This is a genomic window from Sorangium sp. So ce385, assembly GCF_051474135.1.
Classification (GTDB): Bacteria; Myxococcota_A; Polyangia; order Polyangiales; family Polyangiaceae; genus Sorangium; species Sorangium cellulosum_D.
On the sequence record NZ_CP150337.1, the window covers coordinates 11,385,560 to 11,411,721 of the forward strand.

Below are 26,162 nucleotides of genomic sequence, written 5' to 3' on the forward strand. Positions count from 1 at the left end.
TCCCGCCGCGCGGCGCGGGGGCGAGGCGCTTGGCAACGCATGATTTTCGCGTCAATCATGGCGCATGAGGTCCTCGCGGAGCCGTTCGCCGTCGCCAGTCACCGGGGTCCGGTCGGGGCTGGGCAACCAGATCAAGGGCTCAGGCCGTTTCACCCACCCCTCGGCCGGCAGCAGCACCCCGTCCAGCAGCACGGCCGTGCCCGACGCCGTGAACCAGGCCGCGGCCCCGAAGCCGACCCCGAAGCCGGGCGCCTTCTCCGGCTGGGATCCCGTCACGCGGAAGAGCGTGAGCCAAACGAGCTCGCCCAGCCCGACGACCGCGACGACCGCGACGACCTCGACGACCACGTCTTCCGGGAATCAGCTCGGGAGCACGACGGGCGGGAACAACGGATCCCATGTCGGCCAGGGGCCTACCACGGCGCCGAGCTCGCCCACCGCGACGCCCAGGCCGCCCTCTCCGGTCAACGTCCCTCCGAACCCGAGCGCGATGCCGGGCAGCGGCGGGTCGCAGTCCCCTGCGCTCCCCGGCTCCAGGACGCCCCCTGTCACCGCTGGAAGCCCGCAGCTCCCGGTCAGGCCTCGATCCGCGCCTTCCGGCGGCGGCATTCCCCAGGACGCCGCGCCACGTCCCAACCCGCAGCCTCAGAATCTCGGCAATACGACCACCCCGTCTCAGCCCATCCAGACCCCGGCCAGGCCTCAATCCTCGCCTTCCGGCGGCGGCCTTCCCCAGGGCTCCACGCCCCCCACGAACCCATCATCGCAGCTCCCGGGCAATGCTCCCCAGGGGAACACCAGCGCAACGACGCAGGGAGGCACGCCCCCCAAGGCCGGCGATGCCGGCGGCAAGAGCACCCCCACGCAACAGCCCGCTTCCCCCGCGCAGGGCAAGCCCGCGACGGCGCAGGGAGGCACGCCCCCGAAGGCCGCCGAGACGTCCCCAACCGCGCCGCCGAAGGAGATCACCGCCAAGGACAACACGTCCGCTCAGCCCTCCCCCAAGGCCGGCGATACCGGCGGGAAGAGCACCCCCACGCAACAGCCCGCTTCCCCCGCGCAGGGCAAGCCCGCGACGGCGCAGGGAGGCACGACCCCCAAGCCCGGCGAGACGTCCCCAACCGCGCCGCCGAAGGACGTCGCCGCCAAGGACAACACGTCAGCTCAGCCCTCCCCCAAACCCGGCGATACCGGCGGCAAGAGCACCCCCACGCAACAGCCCGCTTCCCCCGCGCAGGGCAAGCCCGCGACGGCGCAGGGGGGCACGTCCCCCAAGCCCGGCGAGACGTCCCCAACCGCGCCGCCGAAGGACGTCGCCGCCAAGGACAACACGTCCGCTCAGCCCTCCCCCAAACCCGGCGATACCGGCGGCAAGAGCACCCCCACGCAACAGCCCGCTTCCCCCGCGCAGGGCAAGCCCGCGACGGCGCAGGGGGGCACGTCCCCCAAGCCCGGCGAGACGTCCCCAACCGCGCCGCCGAAGGACGTCGCCGCCAAGGACAACACGTCCGCTCAGCCCTCCCCCAAACCCGGCGATACCGGCAGCAAGAGCACCCCCACGCAACAGCCCACTTCCCCCGCGCAGGGCAAGCCCGCGACGGCGCAGGGGGGCACGTCCCCCAAGCCCGGCGAGACGTCCCCCAAGGCGCCACCGAAGGAGGTCGCCGCCAAGGACAACACGTCAGCTCAGCCCTCCCCCAAACCCGGCGATACCGGCGGCAAGAGCACCCCCACGCAACAGCCCGCTTCCCCCGCGCAGGGCAAGCCCGCGACGGCGCAGGGAGGCACGCCCCCGAAGGCCGCCGAGACGTCCCCAACCGCGCCACCGAAGGAGGTCACCGCCAAGGACAACACGTCCGCTCAGCCCTCCCCCAAGCCCGGCGATACCGGCGGCAAGAGCACCCCCACGCAACAGCCCGCTTCCCCCGCGCAGGGCAAGCCCGCGACGGCGCAGGGAGGCACGACCCCCAAGCCCGGCGAGACGTCCCCAACCGCGCCGCCGAAGGAGATCACCGCCAAGGACAACACGTCAGCTCAGCCCTCCCCCAAGCCCGGCGATACCGGCGGCAAGAGCACCCCCACGCAACAGCCCGCTTCCCCCGCGCAGGGCAAGCCCGCGACGGCGCAGGGAGGCACGACCCCCAAGCCCGGCGAGACGTCCCCCAAGGCGCCACCGAAGGAGGTCGCCGCCAAGGACAACACGTCCGCTCAGCCCTCCCCCAAGCCCGGCGATACCGGCGGCAAGAGCACCCCCACGCAAAAGCCCGCTCCCGCCGCGCAGGGCACGTCCACCGGCGCCTCGACCTCGACGTCACGGCCCGCGGGACAGGGCTCCCAAGAGCCGGGGCGCGATCGCCCGGGAGCGCAGCCGGGAAGCTCGTCCACCACGACTGCCCCACCGCAAGACGGCGAGGTGACGTGGATCGCGGCCAATGCCGTCAAGATTAGCAAGTGGAGGACTGCCACCGGGCGACGAAGCCGCCGAGAGGCAAAGCAAGCCCTCCCGAAGCTCGCCGGCCCGCTGACCCACGGCGGCTTCCCCACCGATCCCGCGGACGCGAAGAAGAAGATCGGGAAGCGCTTTCCCAAGGGACGGCTGTTCAGCGATGCCGAGTGGGACGCCTTCAAGGAGCTCTCCTCGACCCCGGAGGGACAGACCTGGCTCAAAGCCTCGGGCATGCTCCCGCACGACCAGATCGAGGAGTACCTGTCGAACGGCAACACCGAGAAGTTCCGCGGCTTCCACAAGCTCCACAAGCCGAGCAAAGTCGTGCTCGCCAGCTACGTCTCGCGCAACAGCGGCGACGACGGCAAGCGCTTCGAGGGCACGCCTCCGGCGGCGGTGGCCCTGTCCATGGAGGCGAGGCACACGACCGACCCGGCGAGGCGGGACGAGCTCAAGAAGCAGATCGATCAGGGCATCGCCAAGGAATGGGCCAAGACGTTCGAGCATACGGAGCCCAACGACGCCGCGAACACGGCCATGGACCGGGGCGCCGTGCTGGCTCCGAAGACGCTCAAGGACACCTTGACGCGCGCAGAGCCCAAGTCGCTCCCGAAGGACGAGGCCCTCGCCCGGCACCGGCAGGCGAACGAGGTGCTCAAGAACACCTTCCACCTGCTCCAGGCCGGCGCCGAGATCTACGACGCCGGCTCGAAGAGCCATGTCCCGCTCCGGGACGTGCCGGTCGCCAAGCTCCTGTCGCACGGCGGCCGCGTCAACATCCAGGTCCCCGCGGGCAGCCCGCCCTACGCGCTGACAGAGTTCCTCGGCATCACCGACGAGCACGGCAATCCCAGGACCGGCGTGTTCAAGCGCGACTACGGGACGCATCACGTCTCGCTCCGCAACGGCAAATTCAAGGAGGAGGGCGGACGCGGCGCCATGGTGAAGTCCAAGTTCGACGACACCGAGCTCTACGGCATGAACCCCACCATCGGCGGGCTCGGCCTCAAGGACTTCAACGGCGACGTCATCCTGCCCGACGGCGCTCACGGCCACCTGTTCATCGGCTACCGCCCGCCCAAGCCGGACAGGTCTGGCGCGCTCCAGATCGGCCTCGAGACCACCGGCCCGGGCGCGCCGAGCACCGTCGGCTACGTCCACAACTGGCGCTCCACCGAGAAGACCGCCAACCCCATCTCCAGCGTCGGCGGCCTCAAGCAGGACAAGATCGGCGACGAGAAGGGCAAGAACGCCCGCACCGTGAACCTGGGCAAGCTCGGGGCCGATTGGAGAGGGGTCCTCCAGGGCCGAGCGGACCAGTTCGCGCATGACGTGGCGGAAAACCCGACAGAGGCGATCAAGAATCTCGTCGGCCCGCGCGAACTTCCGCCGCAGGACACCGAGGAGACCGCGGCGCGCGCCCCCGACGAGGCTTCTGACGGGTCTCCCGACGAGTCATCCGACGAGTCGTCCGACGACGGGTCGGATCGGTCCGAGCGAGGTTCGCGGGGCGGCGATCGCCGCGATCCGCCGGGGGACGCAGCGTCCGACCCGAAGCGGGGCGCAGAGGACCCCGGGCAGGGCGGCTCGGATCAGCGGCAGCGCGGGACCGAGCAGGCCCCCAAGGGCAAGGCGCCCCGCGAGATGCCCGGTGACGCGCCGGCGCAGAGGACGGCCAAGACGCCGGAGGCCTCAAGCCCTCGCCCGGAAGCTGGAGCGACGCAGAGCGCTCCTGGGAAGGCGCCGGAGAGACCTGGTCAGCCCCGGCCAGAGACAACCTCGCCGCCGCCCGCGCCGCGCACCGTCAAGCCGACGGCCATCACCTCGGGGATGCAGGCGCCGCTCCCGCCGCCCGCGCCCACCAACGTGGGGTGGCTCGGCAAGAAGCTCGGCACCGGAGGGCACGGGCTCGGCGGGATGGTCTCCAACAAGGGGGCAGCGGATCGCGAGCAGGCGCTGGCGGACCAGTACGCGCTGCAGATCGGACCGGACGACGACGGCGCCGACGGCACGCACTTCTCGCACAAGATGCTCGACCACATCGAGAAGGCCCTCGGTGACCTGCCGCCCGAGCACATCACGGGCAGCCCGACGCTGCGGAAGATCATCCGCGACCTCTCCTCGGAGGAAGCGGCGAGCGCGTACGACGAGCTCACCGACACCATCAACATCGTCAATCCCCCGAAGGTCCCCACCTTCATCTACAGCCGGCTCAACCGGCGCTGGGGCTGGCAGCGAAAGCGGATGGATCGCGGCGCCATCCGCGACTACGAGGGCGTCGACAAGGAGCAGGACAAGGCGCTCGGCATCACCGACAAGCGCCACGTCATGGGCGGCGTGTCCGACGTGCTCGCCAACGGCAACCTGCTCAAGTGGACCATGCGCCACGAGGTCGCCCACTCCATCGACAAGCTTGTCGACTGGAGGAGCCTCGCCGGCGAAGACCGGTTCGGCGGCTGGAAGGTGCACTCCGACACGCGGGACACCGAGCAGGTCGCCCGCGCCATCCTCGACAAGGCGGGCATCACCGACGACGAGGCGAACAGCGAGACCGACGGGGTCTCCCTGCTCAAGATCTTCGCCTCCTTCCTCCATCCGCCCTCGCGGCGCGAGGACATGGCTCCCCTGGAGGAGTTTCCCGCGGAGATCGCCTCCGAGAATCCTGACCTGAAGAAGAAGCTCGACAAGGCCGTCGACACCGTCAAGATCGCCATGGCCCAACCCTGGACGCTGGACGACGGCGGGGCCTCGAAGCTGGAGGTCGACGGCCGTATCTACCACGTCGACCAGTACAACAACTGGGTCAGCTATAACGCCGACGCCCGCAACAACGCCGTCTCCAACTACCAGTTCTCCACGCCCGCCGAGTGGTTCGCCGAGACCTACGCGGCCAACTACGACCCGAACCCCGCGCCGAAGGCGCAGCTGACCCAGGCGGTGCGCGACTTCTTCGACAACGAGCTCTCGGACCTCGTCAACAGTGGGCGCGAGCGATGGCAACGCATCAACGAGAACACCCGGAACGCCGAGCAGAGCGCCGGGAACCAGCCGCCCGCGGGGAGCTCGGCGAACCCCGGCGCGGCGAGCCCCAGCGCGATCACCGCGGGCTTTTCCGGGGACATCACGACCGGAGCTCCTTCCGGCGATTCGAGCGCGGCGAGCTCGCCCCGCGACACTACGGGCGGCTCCCAAGACAGCTCACCTCGCGGCGCCACCGGCGGCTCCCAGACCAGCCCGCCCCGCGACGCCACGAGCGGCTCCCAGGCCAGCTCACCTCGTGACGCCTCGGGCGCCTCCCAGGACGGCGCGGCCCGGGAGACCGACGGCGCGCGCGAGAGCCTGGGCAACACCCAGGCCGCCTTGCAGACGCTCGTCGACGCCAGCAAGACCTGGTCGCATCCGGCCACCGCCGCGGACAAGCAGGACGCCAAGAAGCTCCTTGGCGACCTCATGCGCTCTCAGGGCGTGGACAGGTCGCTCGTCGACAGGCTCGCGGAGCTCATCGACGACCCCGACTCCCTCTCCCACGACCAGTTCGCCATCTGCACGCTGCAAAGCGTGCTCCGCACGCAGCTCACGTCCGACCTGGCCGGCTTCGCGCGCGTGGTCGCGGCCGAGTTCACCGGCAAGCTCTTCGATCGGGAGGGCAAGCAGATCGCCGACTTCTCGCTCGACAAGCAGGGCGAAGACAGCACGACGACGCGCTTCCAGACGCCCGACGATCCCATCCAAAGCGTCATCCGCGGCGAGTTCCCGCTGAAGGGCGCCCCCATCGGCAACAAGCTGCTCCGGAACGGCGTCAAGAAGGCCGGGGCCAAGCGCTACGACGTCAAGAGCAAGGGGCGCGCCTGGTCCGACAAGCACGTCCTCGATTACCTCCTGGCCCGGGGCATGGGCAAGATGCTGAGTACGCTCGCCCCCGACCAGTACCAGGCCGACGCCGACTACACCGCCGGCGTCATCCCCGGCTACCTCGACAAGGCGCCCACGCGGGACAAGGGCGCCACAGGCCCGTCCAAGAAGCGCGGCGATCTGCAGCTCTCGGCCGATTCGCTGGTGACGCTCTTCACCTCGATCCTCGGCGGCGACGCCCAGACCATGGTGGCCGAGGACGATTACGACGTACGCCGCATCAACGACGCGCTCGCGAAGCCCGAGCAGGCGCCGTTCGCCCTGGCCACGTTCCTCGACGGCAAGGGGCTCGTCGAACGCGCGGCGCAGTTCGCGAAGGATCCCACCACGGCCGAGCCGTTCGACGAGGCGGTCACGAGCAGCACGTCGAGCCCGCACCAGGTCATCATCGACGGCAAGATCACCGAGGACGGCGACCATTACGTCGTCCCGCTGGACACCTGGCAGAAGCGCTTCTCCATCAAGGTGAAGAAGGACGTCCTGCCGTCGCTCTTCCCGGTCTTCACCTACGGAACCTATCTCCCGTCGCAAGCGCCGGCTGCGAACGACGCGACCGGCGACCAGGCGCCGGAGAGCAGCGCGTGGAGCAAGCTCACCACGGGGGGCGGCGACCCGCTCGGCACCGGAGGACGCGGGCTCGGCGGGCTGTTCTCCAACAAGGGGGCAGCGGAGCGCGAGCAGGCGCTGGCGGACCAGTACGAGCTCCAGATCGGCCCGGGCGAGGGCGCCGCCGGCAAGCACTTCTCGCACAAGATGCTCGACCGCATCGAGAAGATCCTCGGCGAGCTGCCGCCGGATCACGTCACCGGCAATCCGACGCTGCGGGCCATCATCCGCGACCTCTCCTCGGAGCGATCGGCGAGCGAGTACGACGAGCTCACCGACACCATCAACATCGTCAATCCCAAGCTCAAGAACATCGAGGTGCCCAGCTGGCTGTACAGCCGGCTCAACCGGGGCGTGGGCTGGCAGCGGTACCTCATGGATCGCGGCGCCAAGGCGGACTACGACGGCATCAGCAAGGACCAGGACAAGGCGCTCGGCATCACCGGACGCCGCCAGGTCATGGGCGGCGTGTCCGACGCGCTCGCCAACGGCAACCTGATCAAGTGGACGATGCGCCACGAGATCGCCCACTCCATCGACAAGCTTGTCGACTGGAGGAGCCTCGCCGGCGAAGACCGGTTCGGCGGCTGGAAGGTGCACTCCGACACGCGGGACACCGAGCAGGTCGCCCGCGCCATCTTCGACAAGGCGGGCATCACCGACGACGAGGCGAACAGCGAGACCGACGGGGTCTCCCTGCTCAAGGCCTTCGCCTCCTTCCTCCATCCGCCCTCGCGGCGCGAGGACATGGCTCCCCTGGAGGAGTTTCCCGCGGAGGCCGCCCCCGAGGATGCAGGCCTGAAGAACAAGCTCGACAAGGTGGTCCGCACCGTCAAGATCGCCATGGCTCAGCCCTGGACCCTGGTCGACGGCGGAGCCCCGGAGCTGGAGGTCGACGGCCGTATCTACCACGTCGACCAGTACGACAACTGGGTCAGCTATAACGCCGACGCCCGCAACAACGCCGTCTCCAACTACCAGTTCTCCACGCCCGCGGAGTGGTTCGCCGAGACCTACGCGTCCTACTACGACCCCGACCCCGCGCCGAAGGCGCGGCTGACCCAGGAGGTGCTCGACTTCTTCAAGAACGAGCTCCCGGACCTCGTCAACCGTGGGCGCGAGCGATGGCAACGCATCAACGAGAACACCCGGAACGCCGAGCAGAGCACCGGGAACCAGCCGCCCGCGGGGAGCGCAGCGAGCGCCATCACCAGCGGCCACAACCCTGCCGCGAGCGACGACCCGGGCAAGCCCCGGGAGGCGTCGCGGGACAGCGCGCCTCGAGTTCCACCCCGGGATGCCCCGGCGAACACGCTCGCCGGGAACAACCCCGCTTCGAACGCCGGGGACAGGGCAGCCGACCCGCAAGCGCAGCTCGACGCGATCGAGGAAGCCCCTGAGCCGCCGTCGGAGAGAGCGCCGGATCCGGAGACCGCCACCCCGGTCGAGGAGGTGACCTGGATCGTCGACAAGGCCGTCAAGAACACCATCTGGCGCACCGACACCGGCATGAGGAGCCGTGAGCGGGCCAAGCACGGTCTGTCCGCAATCCAAGGCCCGCTGAGCAGCAGCGGCTTCCCCCCCGATCCCACGACGGCCAAGGAGCAGCTCGGAGGCCGCTTCCCCAGCGGGCCGCTGCTCAGCGACGCCGAGTGGAGCGCCTTCGAGCAGCTCTCCTCCACCCCCCAGGGCCAGACCTGGCTCAACGCCTCGGGCCTGCTCACGCACGAGCAGGTCGAGCAGTACTTGTCGGGCGACCTGAGCCAAAACCCCGAGCAGTTCCGCGGCTTCGAGAAGCTCCACAACGCGAGCAAGCTCGTGCTCGCCAGCTACGTCTCGCGCCAGATGAACGGCGGCGAGGCCGGCAAGCGCTTCGAGGGCACCCCGCCCGCGGCGGCGGCCCTGTCCATGGAGGCCAGGCACACGACCGACCCGGCCAGGCGAGAGGAGCTCAAGAGGCTTATCGACCAGGGTATCGTGGAGGAATGGTCGAAGACCTTCGAGTACACCAAGCCCAACGACGCCGCGACCGAGGCCATCAACAAGGGCGCCGTGCTCGCGCCAAAGACGCTCCTCAACACCCTGACCTTCACCAAGGGCAAGGAGCTCTCGAAGGACGAGGTCGTCAAGCGACACGGGCAGTCGCTCAAGGTCCTCAAGAACATCTTCCACCTGCTCCAGGAAGGTGCCGAGATCTACGACGGCACCTCCAAGAGCTATGTCCCGGTGGACAACGTGCCCGTCGCCAAGCTCCTGTCCCACGGCGGCCGCGTCAACGTCCAGATCCCCGCCGGCAGCGCTCCCTACGCGCTCATGGAGCACCTCGGCATCACCAACAAGAACGGCAAGCCCACCGCCGGCGTGTTCAAGCGCTTCATCGGCACCCACCACACCTCGTTCGAAGGAGGCACGCTCAAGGAGCAGGGCGGCCACGGCGCCGCCCTGCTCGCCAAGCTCGACGACACCGAGCTTTACGGCATCAACCTCGCCGTCGGCGGCCTCGGCCTCAAGGACTTCAACGGCGACGTCATCCTGCCCGACGGCGCCCACGGCCACATGTTCCTCGGCTATCGCCCGCCCAAGAAGAACAGGCCCGGCGCGCTCCAGATCGGCATGGAGACCACCGGCCCGAACGCCCCCAGCACCGTCGGCTACGTCCACAACTCGCGCTCCACCGAGAAGACCGCCAACCCCATCTCCAGCGTCGGCGGCCTCAAGCAGGACAAGATCGGCGACGAGAGCACCAAGAACGCCCGCACCGTCGACCTCGGCAAGCTCGGCAGCGACTGGGCAAAGACCCTCAAGGACCGCGCCGACAGGTTCGAGCAAGAGCTGAAGCAACGAGGGAAAGACGCCCTCCACGAGCTCCTCGGCCCCCGCACACAGCCGCCTCAGGCGCTGCAGGACGGGTCGGGAGGCGCCGAGCAAGCCCCGCAGGGCGACGAGCGACGTGATCCGGCCGGTGAGCAAGGCGATCGAGGGAAAGCGCCGGCGGAGCCCGGCCAGTCCCAGCCAGAGACGACCTCGCAGCCGCCCGCGCGGCGCAGCGGGAACCCGGCCACCGCCATCACCTCGGGCATGCAGGCGCCGGTCAGGCCGCCCGCGGCCGGCGCGGAGAGCTCCGCCGCAGCCTCCGCGACCGCGGACCCGGGGACGGAGCAGCCGTCGCGAGCGCCCACCAACGTGGGGTGGCTCGGCAAGAAGCTCGGCACCGGCGGACACGGGTACGCCGGGATGCGCCGCAACGAGGGGGCAGCGGATCGCGAGCAGGCGCTGGCGGACCAGTACGCGCTGCAGATCGGACCGGACGACGCCGCCACCGACGCGCACTTCTCGCACAAGATGCTCGATCATATCGAGAAGGCGCTCGGTGATCTGCCGCCCGAGCACATCACCGGCAGCCCGACGCTGCGGAAGATCATCCGAGACCTCTCCTCGAAGGAAGCGGCGAGCGCGTACGACGAGCTCACCGACACCATCAACATCGTCAATCCCCCGAAGGTCCGCACCTTCATCTACAGCCGGCTCAACCGGCGCTGGAACTGGCAGCGAAAGCGGATGGATCGCGGCGCCATCCGGGACTACGAGGGCGTCGACAAGGAGCAGGACAAGGCGCTCGGCATCACCGAAGACCGCCACGTCATGGGCGGCGTGTCCGACGTGCTCGCCAATGGCAACCTGATCAAGTGGACCATGCGCCACGAGGTCGCCCACTCCGTCGACAAGCTGATCGACTGGAAGGCGAGCCACGCCGGCGATGACCGGTTCGGCGGCTGGAAGGTCCACTCCGACACGCGGGACACCGAGCAGGTCGCCCGCGCCATCTTCGCCAAGGCGGGCATCACCGACGCGGAGGCGGCGCACCAGACCGACGGATTCTCCCTGCTCCAGCGCTTCACCTCCGTCCTCGATCCCGCTGCGCGGCGCGAGGACATGGCGCCCCTGGAGAGCTTTCCCGCGGAGGTCGCCTCCGGCGACCCAGACCTGAAGACGAAGCTCGACAAGGCCGTTGCCACCGTCAAGTTCGCCATGGCCCAGCCCTGGACGCTGGACGACGGGGGGGCCTCGAAGCTGGCCGTCGACGGCCGCATCTATCACGTCGACCAGTACAACAACTGGGTCAGCTACCGCCAAGACGCCCGCAACAACGCCGTCTCCAACTACCAGTTCTCCACGCCCGCCGAGTGGTTCGCCGAGACGTATGCGTCCTACTACGACCCCAACCCCGCGCCGAAGGCGCGGCTGACCCAGGAGGTGCGCGACTTCTTCGCGAACGAGCTCCCGGGCCTGATCAACCAGGGGCGGGACACATGGGAACGCATCCGCCGGAACATCGCGCAGAGCGCCGGCAACCAGCCGCCCGCAGCGGGCTCGAGCGCCATCACCACCGGCTCGAACAACCTCGGAGATGGCCAGACCAGCGACCCCGCGGACATGCTGGGCGGGTACAACCCCGCTTCGAATACCGGAGATAAGGCGGCCGACCCGCAAGCGCAGCTCGACGAGATCGAGGAAGCGCCGGAGCCGCCGTCGGAGAGAGCGCCGGATCCGGAGACCGCCACCCCCGTCGAGGAGGTGACCTGGATCATCGACAAGGCCGTCAAGAACACCATCTGGCGCACCGACACCGGCATGAGGAGCCGCGAGCGGGCCAAGCACGCCCTCTCCGCGATCCAGGGCCCGATGAGCAGCAGCGGCTTTCCCCCCGATCCCACGACGGCCAAGGAGCAGCTCGGAGGCCGCTTCCCCAGGGGGCCGCTGCTCAGCGATGCCGAGTGGAGCGCCTTCGAGCAGCTCTCCTCCACCCCTCAGGGCCAGACCTGGCTCAACGCCTCGGGCCTGCTCACGCACGAGCAGGTCGAGCAGTACCTGTCGGGCGACCCGAGCCAGAACCCCGAGCAGTTCCGCGGCTTCGAGAAGCTCCACGACGGCAGCAAGCTCGTGCTCGCCAGCTACGTCTCGCGCCAGATGAAGAGCGGCGAGGCCGGCAAGCGCTTCGAGGGCACCCCGCCCGCGGCGGCGGCCCTGTCCATGGAGGCGAGGCACACGACCGACCCGGCCAGGCGAGAGGAGCTCAAGCGGCTCATCGACCGAAGCATCGTCGAGGAATGGTCCAAGACCCTCGAGTACACCGAGCCCAACGACGCGGCGACCGAGGCCATCAACAAGGGCGCCGTCCTCGCGTCAAAGACGCTCCTCAACACCCTCACCTTCACCAAGGGCAAGGAGCTCTCGAAGGACGAGGTCGTCAAGCGACACGGCCAGTCGCTCAAGGTGCTCAAGAACATCTTCCACCTGCTCCAGGAAGGCGCAGAGATCTACGACGGCGCCTCCAAGAGCTATGTCCCGGTGGACAACGTGCCCGTCGCCAAGCTCCTGTCCCACGGCGGCCGCGTCAACGTCCAGATCCCCGCCGGCAGCGCTCCCTACGCGCTCATGGAGCACCTCGGCATCACCGACAAGAACGGCAAGCCCACCGCCGGCGTGTTCAAGCGCTTCGTCGGCACCCACCACACCTCGTTCGAAGGGGGCAAGCTCAAGGAGCAAGGCGGCCAGGGCGCCGCCCTCCTCGCCAAGCTCGATGACACCGAGCTTTACGGCATCAACCTCGCCGTCGGCGGCCTCGGCCTCAAGGACTTCAACGGCGACGTCATCCTGCCCGACGGCGCCCATGGCCACATGTTCCTCGGGTACCGGCCGCCCAAGAAGAACAGGCCCGGCGCGCTCCAGATCGGCATGGAGACCACCGGCCCCGGTGCGCCCAGCACCGTCGGCTACGTCCACAACTGGCGCTCCACCGAGAAGACCTCCAACCCCGTCACCAGCGTCGGTGCCCTCAAGGTGGACAAGATCGGCGACGCGAGCACCAAGAACGCCCGCACCGTCGACCTCGGCAAGCTCGGGAGCGACTGGGCAAAGACCCTCAAGGACCGCGCCGAGCGCTTCGAGCAAGAGCTCGCGCAACGAGGGAAAGACGCCCTCCACGAGCTCCTCGGCCCCCGCACCCAGCCGCCTCAGGAGCTCCAGGACGATGGCGTGGGCGGCTCGGGCGATATGCTCGCCGGAGCCGCAGCGCCGGGCGCGGCCCCCTCCCCCGCGCCGACCGCCGCCGGAGGAGCTGCCCAGGTCGAGCCGAGCGCCCAGGACCCAGGGAAAACGCTCGACCAGCTGCTCGGCTCGCTCGGCGAGCAGAGCCGCGCATGGTCGCAACCGGCCACCGACGAGAACAAGAAGGACGCCAAACGGCTCCTGACCGGGCTGCTCCAGCAACAGAACGTGCACCCCTCGGTCATCGACAGGCTGCGCGAGCTCATCGATAACCCCGCCTCGCTCTCGCAGTCTGCCTTCACCAACTGCGCGCTCACCAGCATCCTCTACCCGACGCTGAAGGACGATCTCGCCACCACCTCCCATCTGGTCGCGGCGATCTTCACGGGCAAGCTGCTCGGCAAGTTCGCGGAGTCCACCGGGGCCGCCCCCTTCCAACCGCAGGGCTCTGGCAAGGGGCCGCTCAGCGACAGCCTGGACCTCATCCGGCGCGTGATGACAGGAGATGTCCCGCAAGCGCTCGGCCCGGCGCCTACCAGGCCGCTCGTCAACGGCCTCCGGACCGCCAAGGCCAAGGGCGACAGCCTGAAGGAGGCCACGGACCGAGCGGCGGTGGAGCGCCATCTCCTCGACCATCTGCTCGCCCGCGGCCTCGTCGAGATGCTCGGCCCCGGCGCCCTCGCGAAGCTCGAGCAGCAGACCGACCACGCCCATCAACCCAGCGTCGCCGCGGCGCAGGGCGACCTGCTGGCCTCGGCGAACTCGGTCTCGAGCATCTTCAACGCGGCGCTCGGAGCGAACGCCACCGTCATGACCAAGAGCTCCCCCGGGGGCTACGACGTCACGCGCGTCAATGACGCCCTTCAGCAGGCGGACCAGGCAGGGTTTGCGATCGCCACGGTGATGGACGGCGAGGCGCTCTGGAGCGCAGCGGAGGCGCATGAGGCGAGCTCCACGGCTCCGAACGCCCCCGTGTACGTCGCGCGGCTCGGCGAGCCCGCGACGATCGTGCCCCACCATGCCCCGATCAACGGGGAGATCAAGGACCTGGGTGACTCCTTCCTCGTGCCGCTCCAGTCCTGGGGACGCACCTTCCCCGTACGGGTGAACAAGGAGGACATGCCGAAGGTCTTGGCGGCGATCACCTACGGCACCGCTCTCCCGTCGCGAGCGCCGTCTCCGACCGCCTCCTCCCAAGAGCAAACTCTGGCGGATGTGAAGGCAGGGTACAACCCCGCTTCGAGCAGCGGGGATGCGGCAGCCGACCAGCAAGCGCAGCTCGACGAGATCGAGGAAGAGCCGGAGCCGCCGTCGGAGAGAGCGCCGGATCCGGAGACCGCCACCCCCGTCGAGGAGGTGACCTGGATCGTCGACAAGGCCGTCAAGAACACCATCTGGCGCACCGACACCGGCATGAGGAGCCGCGAGCGGGCCAAGCACGCCCTCTCCGCGATCCAAGGCCCGATGAGCAGCAGCGGCTTTCCCCCCGATCCCACGACGGCCAAGGAGCAGCTCGGAGGCCGCTTCCCCAGGGGGCCGCTGCTCAGCGATGCCGAGTGGAGCGCCTTCGAGCAGCTCTCCTCCACCCCCCAGGGCCAGACCTGGCTCAACGCCTCGGGCCTGCTCACGCACGAGCAGGTCGAGCAGTACCTGTCGGGCGACCCGAGCCAGAACCCCGAGCAGTTCCGCGGCTTCGAGAAGCTCCACGACGGCAGCAAGCTCGTGCTCGCCAGCTACGTCTCGCGCCAGATGAAGAGCGGCGAGGCCGGCAAGCGCTTCGAGGGCACCCCGCCCGCGGCGGCGGCCCTGTCCATGGAGGCGAGGCACACGACCGACCCGGCCAGGCGAGAAGAGCTCAAGAGCCTCATCGACCGAAGCATCGTGGAGGAGTGGTCCAAGACCTTCGAGTACACCGAGCCCAACGACGCGGCGACCGAGGCCATCAACAAGGGCGCCGTCCTCGCGCCCAAGTCGCTCCTCAACACCGTCACCTTCACCAAGGCCAAGGTGCTCTCGAAGGACGAGGTCGTCAAGCGACACGGGCAGTCGCTCAAGGTGCTCAAGAACATCTTCCACCTGCTCCAGGAAGGTGCCGAGATCTACGACGGCTCCTCCAAGAGCTATGTCCCGGTGGACAACGTGCCCGTCGCCAAGCTCCTGTCCCACGGCGGCCGCGTCAACGTCCAGATCCCCGCCGGAAGCGCTCCCTACGCGCTCCTGGAGCACCTCGGCATCACCGACAAGAACGGCAAGCCGACGGCCGGCGTGTTCAAGCGCTTCGTCGGCACCCACCACACCTCGTTCGAAGGGGGCAAGCTCAAGGAGCAAGGCGGCCAGGGCGCCGCCCTGCTCGCCAAGCTCGACGACACCGAGCTTTACGGCATCAACCTCGCCGTCGGCGGCCTCGGTCTCAAAGACTTCAACGGCGACGTCATCCTGCCCGACGGCGCCCACGGCCATATGTTCCTCGGCTATCGCCCGCCCAAGAAGAACAGGCCCGGCGCGCTCCAGATCGGCATGGAGACCACCGGCCCCGGTGCGCCCAGCACCGTCGGCTACGTCCACAACTGGCGCTCCACCGAGAAGACCTCCAACCCCGTCACCAGCGTCGGTGCCCTCAAGGTGGACAAGATCGGCGACGCGAGCACCAAGAACGCACGCACCGTCGACCTCGGTAAGCTCGGGAGCGACTGGGCAAAGACCCTCAAGGACCGCGCCGAGCGCTTCGAGCAAGAGCTCGAGCAACGAGGGAAAGACGCCCTCCACGAGCTCCTCGGCCCCCGCACCCAGCCGCCGCAAGAGCTCCAGGACACCCAGCAACGCCCGGAGAATGAGCCCGGTGATGATCCGGCGGACATGCTGGGCGGGTACAACCCCGCTTCGAATACCGGAGATAAGGCAGCCGACCCGCAAGCGCAGCTCGACGAGATCGAGGAAGCGCCGGAGCCGCCGTCGGAGAGAGCGCCGGATCCGGAGACCGCCACCCCCGTCGAGGAGGTGACCTGGATCGTCGACAAGGCCGTCAAGAACACCATCTGGCGCACCGACACCGGCATGAGGAGCCGCGAGCGGGCCAAGCACGCCCTCTCCGCGATCCAGGGCCCGATGAGCAGCAGCGGCTTTCCCCCCGATCCCACGACGGCCAAGGAGCAGCTCGGAGGCCGCTTCCCCAGGGGGCCGCTGCTCAGCGATGCCGAGTGGAGCGCCTTCGAGCAGCTCTCCTCCACCCCTCAGGGCCAGACCTGGCTCAACGCCTCGGGCCTGCTCACGCACGAGCAGGTCGAGCAGTACCTGTCGGGCGACCCGAGCCAGAACCCCGAGCAGTTCCGCGGCTTCGAGAAGCTCCACGACGGGAGCAAGCTCGTGCTCGCCAGCTACGTCTCGCGCAAGATGAAGAGCGGCGAGGCCGGCAAGCGCTTCGAGGGCACCCCGCCCGCGGCGGCGGCCCTGTCCATGGAGGCGAGGCACACGACCGACCCGGCCAGGCGAGAGGAGCTCAAGCGGCTCATCGACCGAAGCATCGTCGAGGAATGGTCCAAGACCCTCGAGTACACCGAGCCCAACGAAGCGGCGACCGAGGCCATCAACAAGGGCGCCGTCCTCGCGCCCAAGTCGCTCCTCAACACCCTCACCTTCACCAAGGCCAAGGAGCTCTCGAAGGACGAGGTCGTCAAACGGCACGGCCAGTCGCTCAAGGTGCTGAAGAACATCTTCCACCTGCTCCAGGAAGGCGCAGAGATCTACGACGGCGCCTCCAAGAGCTATGTCCCCGTAGACGACGTGCCCGTCGCCAAGCTCCTGTCCCACGGCGGCCGCGTCAACGTCCAGATCCCCGCCGGCAGCGCTCCCTACGCGCTCATGGAGCACCTCGGCATCACCGACAAGAACGGCAAGCCCACCGCCGGCGTGTTCAAGCGCTTCGTCGGCACCCACCACACCTCGTTCGAAGGGGGCAAGCTCAAGGAGCAAGGCGGCCAGGGCGCCGCCCTCCTCGCCAAGCTCGATGACACCGAGCTTTACGGCATCAACCTCGCCGTCGGCGGCCTCGGCCTCAAGGACTTCAACGGCGACGTCATCCTGCCCGACGGCGCCCATGGCCACATGTTCCTCGGGTACCGGCCGCCCAAGAAGAACAGGCCCGGCGCGCTCCAGATCGGCATGGAGACCACCGGCCCCGGTGCGCCCAGCACCGTCGGCTACGTCCACAACTGGCGCTCCACCGAGAAGACCTCCAACCCCGTCACCAGCGTCGGTGCCCTCAAGGTGGACAAGATCGGCGACGCGAGCACCAAGAACGCACGCACCGTCGACCTCGGCAAGCTCGGGAGCGACTGGGCAAAGACCCTCAAGGACCGCGCCGAGCGCTTCGAGCAAGAGCTCGCGCAACGAGGGAAAGACGCCCTCCACGAGCTCCTCGGCCCCCGCACACAGCCGCCGCAAGAGCTCCAGGACACCCAGCAACGCTCGGACAACGAGCCCGGGGATGACCCGGGCGACGCGGCGCAGCGTACCGGAACGCCGGCGAACGTGCTGGCAGGCTATAACCCCGTGTTGGACGGCGAGAGCATGGCCGTCGATCCGCTGCCGCACACCGGCAGCGCGCAGGTCGAGCCGAGCCCACAGCGCCAAGACAGAACGCTCGACGAGCTGCTCAGCGCGCTCGACGAGCAGAGCCGCGCGTGGTCCGGCCCGGCGAACGACGGGCTCAGGCGACAGGCCGCGAACAGCCTGACAGGCCTGCTCGCGTCGCTGAACGTCGACCGCGCGATCGTGGACAGGCTGCGCGAGCTCATCGAGAACCCCGCGTCGCTGTCGCAATCCGCCTTCAGCAGCTGCGGCGTCACAAGCGCCCTCTACACGATGCTGAAGGGCGATCTCGCCACCACCTCGCACCTCGTCGTCGCGCTGTTCACGGGCCGGCTGCTCGGCCGGCTCGCGCAGGCGCCCGGGGCCCGCGAGCTCGGCGCGCAGCCGAATGCGGACAGGGCGGTGCTCAGCGAAGACCTCGACATCCTCCGGCGCGTGATGACCGGAGAGATCCCGCGCGCCCTCGGCCCGGCTCCGACGCGGCCGCTCGTCAACGGGCTCAAGACGGCCGGGGCGAAGCGCGGCGGCCTGACCAAAGCGACGGACCGGCAACAGCTGGATCGCCACCTCCTCGATCACCTGCTCTCCCGAGGCCTGGTCGAGCTCCTCGGACAGGACGCCGTCGCGCAGCACGGGAAGCGAACCGACCGCGCCAAGCAGCCCGGCGTCGCGGCGGCGCAGGGCGATATGCTCCTCTCGGCGAACTCCATCGCATCCCTCATGAGCGACGCGCTCGGGGCGGAGGTCGTGGTCGAGAGCGGCGTCTCCGAGGGCGACGTCGCGCGCATCAACGAGACGCTCGGGCGCACGGATCGATCCGGGTTCGCCGTGGCCACCGTCGCGAACGGCAAGGCGCTCTGGGAAGCGGCGAAGCGGCACCGCGACGGCGGCGGCGCGGCGCCTCAGGCTCCCGCGACCCTCTCGCCGCTCGGCAAGGGCGAAGCCGAGAGCCGGCACCATTTCGCGTTCGACGGCGAGATCACGGCCGACGGCGACGCCTTCATCGTGCCCGTCCAGACGTGGGGGCAGTCGTTCCCCATCCGGGTGGCCAAGGCCGACATGCCGAGGCTCTTCGAGGTGATCACCCTCGGAACCTACCCCCCGCCGCGCGCCCCGGACCCCAGCGCCTCCGTCGAGCAGGAGGCTCCGGCGCACCTCGCGTCGCGCGGCTCGTCGGGGACCGCACGAGAGGGCGCGGACACGGCCGACCTGCTCGCGGGAGCTCCCGCGAAGCAGGACGGGGCCAGTTCCGCTCGCGGGACTGCCGCAGCGCCGGGGAGGCTCGATCCCGGGGCCGTCCAGCGCATGTCGCCAGGGCTGTACCAAGCCCTCCAGGAGAGCGTCCCACAGCAGCGCCTGAACCAGGCGATGCTCCTCGTCGACGACATCATCGGAGCGAGGCTCCTCCCGCAGATCCTCGATATCCTGCCCATCGAGACGGCCGCCGCCAAGCGGCTCGCCGAGGAGGTCGTCGAGACGTGGCTGGTGTTCCACCCCGGCGTGCGCCAGCTGCCCCCGGACGAGCTGCAGCGGCAGCTCGCAGCGCACGTCGAGGTCGTCGTGCGCACGCTCAAGCGGGATCAGGGCCTCCGTGCGATCGGCCGAGACAACGACGCCGAGGAGGAGGGCAATTCCACCGGCGAGACGCCTCCCGCCGTCGCGAAGACGAACGCCCCGCAGCTCCCCGAGAGGTCCCCCGACGCGCCCGTCGACACGAACCCGCCCCAGGGGGAACCGGAGAGCGACGATGAGCCCGATAGTGACGAGTCGGAGAGCGACGATGAATCCGACGGTGAAGAGTCAGAGAGCGACGATGAGTCCGACAGTGAAGAGTCGGAGAGCGACGACGAGTCCGATAGCGGCGATGAGTCGGAGAGCGAGGAGAACCCGTTCGGCGGCCTGGAGATCGACCTGGAGCCTGACGTCGAGAAGCGCAAGGCGGAGCAGCGCGAAAAGCGAAACCAGAAGCCCAAGCGCGAGAATCCTGCGCAAGAGGCCGTTCCCGAGTGGATCTGGGGTGTGCCGCCCTACGAGGACCTGCAGAAAAGGTTGGTCGAGCGCTTCGATGACGACGCGGTGAAGCGCGCGCTCACCGGGCTCCTGGCGACCGAGAAGGGAAGCTCGACCGCGCTCGCGCGGTTCCTGAACAGCCGGATCAAGGGCTCCCCCGAGGGCAAGGACCCGAAAGCGGCATTCAAGCGCGTGCTCGATGGCTACAGAAACGCGGAGAACCGCAGGCTCGCCTTCGACGTCGCCAAGGCGCTGGGCGCCCTCGACGCGCTCGAGCAGAGGCAGGGCATCGACCTCGCGGCCCTGCGCGAGCCGCCGCCTCCGCCCCCGCAGAGAGGCGAGGAGGAGACGCCGCGCGCGATCCTCAAGAAGGCCAAGGAGGGACGCTGGGTCACCACCGAAGAGCTCGGCGTCATCCAGCGATCGATCGGCGAGCGCGCGTTCGCCGGCATGCTCGCGCGCGCCATGGACAAGGGCAAGGTCGCCAACACCCGCGGGATCATCGAGCAGCTGGTCCGCCACGCCGGGCGCCTCTCGGACCCGGCGCTGTCGCCGCCGCTCACGTCGACCTCGCTGGTGGTCGACTCCAACCTGGTCGCCGACCTCTTGACGCCGCGCGACCAGCTGTCGCCCGCCAGGAGGGACATCCGCGATCAGCTGGAGTCGTTGATCACCAAGCACGGGATCACGGACCTGCGCCTCGCCAACATCAACATCGGAGAGCTGTTCCAGCACGACGACATCATCGGAAGCACGTTCACCACGTCCGGTGGGCGAAAGCTCCCCTGGTACGGCATCCGGGTCGATCGCGGTCGGCGCGGCGCCATGGCCCAATATGACGAGGGGTTCGAGCAGCTGACGAGAGGCTCGGTGGGGGAGAAGAAGGGCAGCGCCGACCGCAGCATGCTCGCCGACGCGTTCTTCTCCGAGCGCGCCGGCGACGGCGACGCGCCCCCGGTGCCCCATTTCGCCACGAACGACAACGGCATCCTGACGCCGCTCCTCCATTTCGCCGGCATCGACGCGGCGGAGCGTCGCGAGAAGCCGTTCGACAAATTCGTCGAGGAGAAGACCGGGGGAACCACCTATTTCAGCCCGAAGGTCCAGGGCCGTGAAATCAAGGCCCATGCGATCCTCACCCAGAGGAGGCAAGCGCCCCCCGCCCCCGAGGGCGCCGCGCCCGCCCGGAGCGAGCCCATCGGCGCGTCGCTCCTCGACACCCCGGTCGGATCCACCCTGCGGGTCCACGACCTGATCTCGCTCATCAGCACCTCCGGCTTCGGCGTCTACTTCGTCGGAGGCGCGGTGCGCGACGCCCTCAGCGGCATCGCGCCCAGGGACGTCGACCTCAAGACGAACATGCCCATGTCGCGGCTCGAGGAGGCCCTGCGCCGCGAATACCCGTCCCTCCCCGTCACCACCATCCCCGACCTGGGCCTGCTCCAGGTCGGCGGCGGCGATCACGTGGTGGACATCACGGCCGGCGACGACACCAGCGCGCCGGGCCCGTTCGACGTCATGGCCGACGCGCAGAAGCGCGACTTCCGGATGAACGCCATCTACCTCGACAAGGATGGCTACGTGGTCGACCCGCTCGACGGCATCGAGGATCAGCTCCTCGGCAGGCTGCGCTTCGTCGCCGACCCCGGCCCCGGCGCGACCGTCGAGGAGCGGCAGCGCGCCGTCGTCGAGCACCTGCACAAGGCGCCGTGGAACCTCGGCCGCGCGCTCAAGTTCTACAGGCGCGGCTACGTGCTCGAGCCCGAGATCCTCAATGCCTTGCGCGACAACGCCGAGAGCATCATCGATTCGATGAAGAAGCGCGAGGCGCCGCTCCGCGACAAGTCGCTGTTCCTGCACCAGACGCGCGCGAAGTCGCCGGATGAGCTGCTCGAGACCATGGAGGTGCTCGGCTTCCCCCGGGGCGCGATGCACAGGCTCATCCCCGACGAGAAGGCCGGCCGCTTCGACGACGAGAGCTTCGCCTACGATCACGACATCCTGCCGCGCTGGCGCGACACCCCCGACAACGACGCCAGGGATTACCCGCTGGGCGCGCCGGAGATGAAGGTCGACGTCGCGACCGGCCGGATCTATCAATACCGCTTCCACGCCCTGCTGCCGCAGCGGCCGGGGCAAGCGGCGGAGCGCGTCATCATCGACGTGGACCTGAGCGACCACAACCAGCCAGGCCACAACGCGCCGCACTACCACGTCTACCGCTGGCGCGACCGCGACGGGAAGGCCAAGTGGGACAAGAAGAAGAACGGGTTCTCGGACACCGGCCAGCCGGGCCGCCCGCGGATCGACGGCGACTACTACCGCGGCCCGCAGCCGTGGCGGTTCGACGAGGAGCTCGACAGCACGAGCGACGAATTCCTCGCGGACGCCGAGCGGCTCATCACGGACGCAGAGATCGATTTCACGACGATCGGCGACCAGATCGACCTCGGCGGGCAGGTCAGGCTGCACCGCGATCGGCTGCGAGAGCTCCATCGCCGCGGGCAGCTCGGCAAGCTGCTCACGCTCGTCCAGAACCTGAACAACGGGATCCCCTGGTCCCCCAGGGACCAGGCCACGGCCGACCTGTCCGGCTCGCATCGCGGCCAGGAGCGGCTGCGCTTCAAGCCGCAGCTGGACCAGGTCGAGCCCTTCCTCCGCGACAGCGGCATCAAGGACCCCAGATCGATCGGCATCTTCGCCGAGGGCGGCCAGATGCGGCACGACGCGCTGCTGCGGCTCTATGACCTGGTGAGCGGCGAAGTGCGCCCGGATCTGCGCCGCCCGGCGGCCGCGTTCGCGCTGGAGCGCGCCAGCAGCTATAACGAGTTCGTCGAGCGCTTCGAGTTCTACATCGCCTCGATGCAGGACAACCTGTCCGGCGCCGACGTCGAGGCCCTCTGGCAAGCGCAGCGGCAGGCGGCCCAGCAGGCCGGCGCCGTGGGCGACGTCACGCTCGCCGATGGGGACGAGCTGCGGGAGAGGCTCGCGGCGGCGGCCAGCGAGCTGCGCTTCGAGTCGGCGAGCACCGCCGCCTACCACGCGAAGAAGCACGCCGCCGACTTCCTGACCCCGGCGGAGCTGGCGGCCGCGTCACAGGCGGACGTCGTGCGGCGTTACCTCGATGCCGCGCGCGATGTGGTCCGCAACGCCACCGTCATCGAGGCGCGCACCGACGAGACCGGCGCGACGAACGTCGTGCTCTGGCACGGCGCCAACAAGGCCATCGCGCGGGTCAGGCCCGACGGCACGGCGCACCTCCTCACCAGCTATGCGCACGACCGCCGCGACATCGCGCCTGCGGCGGCGTCCACGCCCCCGGCGGGCATAACGGCGACGAGCGCGTCGCGCTCCGGGGCGCCGAGTTCGCCGGTGAGCAACACCGGCATCGAGAACATCGGCAACAGCTGCTTCCTGTCGGCCGGCCTCACGATGCTCGCGCACACCGACGCCTACTACGATCTGTTCGCGCCGCGCGAAGGCGAGGACCTCGACGCCGCAGGCCCCCGGCTCCGCGCCGCGGTGCGCCCGATCCTCGAGCAGATCCGGGCCGGCACGCTCGTCGGGGCCGAGAGGATGCAGGCGCTCGACGACGTGCTGCGCGACACCGGCGTGCTCGGCGCGTCGTCCAGGACGACGCAGCAGGATCCCAGCGAGGTCCTCTTCAGACGCCTCTTCGAGAGGGCGAGCCTCGACACCGCGGGCGTGACCCTGGCCCAGCGGCAGCGCACCGACTGGACGGGGGTCGAGCTGCGCGAGACGGGTGAGACGCTGGGAGATCGCACCTCGCTCGACGACAACCCCGTATGGGACTCGGCGCAGCCCGACGTCGTGCTCAGCCCGCTGGTCAACGGCAGCCGCACCCTGCAGCAGGCGCTCGACGCCCATTTCGGCGCGAGCACCATGGACGACGTGGCCGCCGTGCGCCAGGGCCGAGCGGTGAGGGGCAGTCCATCGAGGCAGCTCCTCGTCGATTCGGCCAACAACACGCCTCGGGCGATCACGATCGCTCTGCAACGCGGGGACGGGGAGAACGAGCGCCGTATCGACGTCCCCGAGTGGCTCGACGTCAACGGCCGCTGGTACCGCCTGAACGTGGTCGTCAATCACCACGGGCCGACGAGGGACGCGGGGCACTACACCGCGATGACGCGCAACGCGGCGACGGGGCAATGGCAGGTCCGCGACGACCGCACGGTCTCCGACGCCGACCCGCGCGCGGCCGCCGAGCGCAGGGACCGCGGCTACCTATTCACCTTCGAGCGCGTCGACGACGCGACCCGCGGGCCGGACGCGGCGGCCGAGGCCGGCGCCGCGCGGATCGTCGGTACGGCGCGGGCGCCTCTCCCGAGCGCCCCGTCCAGCTCCGCCGCGACGAGCGGCGCTACCGAGCCCGAGGGCGAGGATCCGGCCAATCGGCTCGGCTCGTTCAGCCCCTGGAACGGCGCCTCCGAAGCGACCCAGGGCCAAGAGACCCCGCGAGCGACGGACGCGCCGGCTGCTCTCGACACGGAGACCCTCCCCGCGCCGATCGACGCCCTGGTGAGGACGCTGGTCGGGAAGAGCCGCGCGTGGTCCTCCCCGCGCACGCAGGCCGACAAGCAGGAGGCGATCGCGCTCGTGACCGAGCTCTTGCAGCAGCTCGGCATGGACGCGAAGGTCGTCGACAGGGCCGGCGAGCAAGGCAAGGACTCGCCCGATTCCGAGCACTCCACCTGCACGTGCGTGCGTTAGGTTCCGGACCGTCGGACCAGGAGCGCGACGCCGCGCGCGCTCGCCTCGTCCACGGGTGAGAACACGAACATCGAGAGGCCGTCGCTGCCTTCGACGCGGAACACCGACGACTCGAGCACGATCTCGCCGACCTCGGGGCGGACGAGTCGTTTCTGGAACCCGCCGTGCGACCGGACCTCACCCTGGTCCCACAGGCGGCGAAAGTCGGGGCTCGTCTCCATCAGTTCGTCGATCAGCGCCGTCGCCTCGTCGGATGGGCCAGCGCGCGCGATGTCGACGCGGAACGACGCGAGACAGGTACGGCGAACGTCTTCGACGTGGTGCACCTTGTCTTCTGAGCCCGGTTGAAAGACCCGGCGCAGCAAGTTGCGGTCGCGCTCCGGCACCGCCGCGTAATCGCCGAGCACCGCGACCGACGCGCGATTCCACGCGACGATCTGGGACGTCGGCGTCTTCACGAAGGCGGGGACGGAGAGGTTGTCGAGCACGAGCTGGAGCGACGGCGTGACCGCCGCGGGCGGCGCGGGCTTGCGCGGCGGCGGACGGCCGTGCGCGAGCAGGAACAGCATCTCGCGATTCGCGTCGTCGAGCTCGAGGGCGCGGGCGAGGCGCTCGAGCACGTCGTCCGACGGCACGCCGCCGCGACCTTGTTCGAGCCACGTGTACCAGGTCACGCTCACACCGGCCCGGGCGGCGACCTCCTCGCGGCGCAATCCGGGGGTGCGTCGGCGCGCGGTGGTCGTGGGCCGGACGCGCTCGCGGCGGTCGCGCAGGAACGTGGGGAGGGTGGTAGCCGCCATACCAGTATAGCTGCCCGTCTTTTCGGACGAGCGATCCGAGCGTACGGTCCTCGTATGACCAAGTCAATTCGAGTGTTCGTCACCGGCGCGACCGGCTGGATCGGCACGGCGGTGCTGAAGGAGCTGCGCGGGGCCGGCCACAGCGTCCTCGGCATGGCGCACAGCGACGCGGGCGCCGACAAGTTGAAGGCGCAGGGCGTGGAGGTTTACCGCGGCGACATCAGGGACCCGAAGAGCCTCGTCGAGGGCGTCCGCGCGACCGATGCGACCATCCACCTGGCGTTTCACCTGGACTTCTCGGACTTCCCAAAGATGTGCCAGATCGATCGCGACGCGATCGGCGCGATGCTCGATGCGATGGCGGGCACGAACAAGGCCTTCGTCGGCACGAACGGCACGCTGTTGGTTTCGAAGCCTGGCAAGGTCGCGTTCGAGGCGGACGAGTCGCCGGCGAGCTCGCCGCTCGCGATCCGGCTGCAGGCCGAACGCCTCGTGGTCGACGCTGCGAAGCGCGGCGTCCGTGGCAGCGTCATCCGGCTGGCTCCGACGGTGCACGGCGCCGGCGACAAGGGCTTCATCACAATGCTGATCAACATCGCGCGCGAGAAGAAGGCCGCTGGTTACATCGACGATGGCAATCATCACTGGCCCGCGGTGCATCGCGACGATGCGGCGCGGTTGTACCGGCTCGCCGTCGAGAGCGCGCCGCCGGGGTCCGTGTTGCACGGCACGGCCGAGGAAGGCATCACGATGCGCGCCGTCGCCGAGACGATCGGCAAAGGCGCCGGTGTGCCGACGAAGAGCGTGCCGGCCTCGGAGGCAGGCGCTCACTTCGGATGGATGTCGATGGTCGTCGGGCTCGATAACCGGGCCTCGAGTAAGGCGACGCGAGAGCTGCTCGGCTGGAAGCCGGAGCAGCCCGGCCTGCTCGACGACATGCGCGCTCACTACTTCTGAAAGAGGCGCGCGCGAGCCTCGAGGGTCGTCCTGGTTCCGTGCGGATCGCGGCAGCTCTGCTA

General features: G+C 69.6%; 4 protein-coding genes. 2 read left to right on the forward strand and 2 right to left on the reverse strand.

What is annotated here, in order from left to right:
- Positions 1-51 precede the first annotated feature (51 nt).
- Positions 52-348 carry a hypothetical protein gene (locus WME83_RS41670; protein WP_437315269.1) on the reverse strand — a complete coding sequence of 99 codons (297 nt, stop codon included), beginning with the start codon at positions 346-348 and terminating at the stop codon, positions 52-54.
- Between the two features lie 142 nt (positions 349-490).
- Between WME83_RS41670 and WME83_RS41675 the strand changes: the two genes are divergently transcribed.
- A complete protein-coding gene (locus WME83_RS41675; protein ID WP_437315270.1) occupies positions 491-24,343 on the forward strand; it encodes a hypothetical protein in 23,853 nt (7,950 codons plus the stop codon).
- Here the strand turns inward: WME83_RS41675 and WME83_RS41680 are convergent.
- Positions 24,340-25,143 (reverse strand): helix-turn-helix transcriptional regulator, encoded by an 804-nt coding sequence (locus WME83_RS41680; protein WP_437315271.1) that lies wholly within the window; start codon positions 25,141-25,143, stop codon positions 24,340-24,342. The two genes, WME83_RS41675 and WME83_RS41680, sit on opposite strands and share 4 nt — an antisense overlap.
- Before the next feature lie 72 nt (positions 25,144-25,215).
- Here WME83_RS41680 and WME83_RS41685 point away from each other — a divergent pair, with 72 nt between their 5' ends.
- A complete protein-coding gene (locus WME83_RS41685) occupies positions 25,216-26,100 on the forward strand; it encodes an SDR family oxidoreductase (protein WP_437315272.1) in 885 nt (294 codons plus the stop codon).
- Positions 26,101-26,162 lie beyond the last annotated feature (62 nt).

Bases quoted from the DNA above. Each gene is read 5' to 3' on its own strand.
- WME83_RS41675 (WP_437315270.1), top strand. From the start codon at position 491: ATGCCGGGCAGCGGCGGGTCGCAGTCCCCTGCGCTCCCCGGCTCCAGG.
- WME83_RS41680 (WP_437315271.1), bottom strand. From the start codon at position 25,143: ATGGCGGCTACCACCCTCCCCACGTTCCTGCGCGACCGCCGCGAGCGC.